This window comes from Paenibacillus zanthoxyli JH29, from assembly GCF_000520715.1.
GTDB classification, from domain to species: domain Bacteria; phylum Bacillota; class Bacilli; order Paenibacillales; family Paenibacillaceae; genus Paenibacillus_AQ; species Paenibacillus_AQ zanthoxyli.
Window position 1 is genome coordinate 1 of sequence record NZ_ASSD01000278.1, and the last position, 1,174, is coordinate 1,174.

At 61.8% G+C, this 1,174-nt stretch carries 1 protein-coding gene; it reads right to left on the minus strand.

Features of this window, described 5'->3' with window-relative positions; translation table 11 throughout:
• A partial coding sequence (locus L691_RS0110195; protein ID WP_025690371.1) for a DEAD/DEAH box helicase occupies positions 1-1,174 on the minus strand: 1,174 nt, incomplete at both ends.

Consider the following 1,174-nt stretch of genomic DNA (forward strand, 5'->3'; position numbering starts at 1 on the left):
TAAGCAGCGGGTGGTCGCACAGCTGCTTGAGCCGGGTAAGCGCGCCGAGAATGGCGCCTTTGCGCTCGATGCCCTCCAGCTTGCGGATTTTATCCATCAGCTCGTTCACCGTTTGGTCGTAAAGCGCTGCCTGTTCGGCTGTCAGATGGACATAGGTCTTCATCTCGTTCTTGTCGGGCAGGTCGAGCTGAATGGCCGGATCTTTCTTCTTGCGGCGCAGCATAAACGGCTTGATCAGCTTCCTGAGATCGGCTGTCCGCTTGGCATCGCCGTCCTTCTCGATCGGATGGATGAACCGCTCCTGAAAAGCGCGCAGCGGTCCGAGAAAGCCCGGCGTGATGAAGTCGTATATCGACCACAGTTCAGCCAGCCGGTTCTCGATCGGCGTTCCGGTGAGCGCGATCCGGTGCAAGGCGGGAAAGCTGCGGACGGCGGCTGATTGCTTGGTCTGGGCGTTCTTGATATTTTGCGCCTCGTCCAGGCAGACCGCCGACCAGGTAAAGCCGGCCAGCAGCTCCTGGTCCAGCGCCGCTGTAGCATAAGAGGTAAGCACAACATTGGTCCCCGCAGCGGCTGCCGCGAAGCTCTCCCCGCTAAGGCGTCCACTCCCGTAATGCAGCATTATCTCAAGCGAAGGCGCGAACCGCTGCAGTTCCTTCTGCCAGTTGCCGAGCACCGAGGTCGGGCAGACGATAAGCGACGGCCGCGGCCCTGCCGTTCGCTCCTCGTACTGCTCCTTCAGGTGAAGCAAGTAGGAGATCAGCTGCACGGTCTTGCCAAGACCCATATCGTCGGCAAGGCAGGCGCCCAGCCCGAACCGCCGCAGGAACGTGAGCCAGGCATAGCCCTCCAGTTGATACGAGCGCAGCTCGGCGTTCAGACCGGTGGGCGGGCCGGACTGCGGCCAGGCCTCCCTGCCTTCAAGCTGCTCCATCAGCTTGACGAACTGCTCGTTCAATTCCACTTCAAGCTGGAGCCGCATCTCCTCTTCAGGGGCCGTGGCTTCGTCCGCATCGCCGTCTTCCTCACCGGAATGCAGGAGATGCAGCTGCAGGACGTCCTGGAAGGACAGACCCTGCCGCTTGTCCATGCCATCCATCGCTCTGCGGATTTGGGCGAGCAGCGCGGGATCAAGCGGCACCCACTGGCCGTGGAAACGCACCAGACGCTCGCC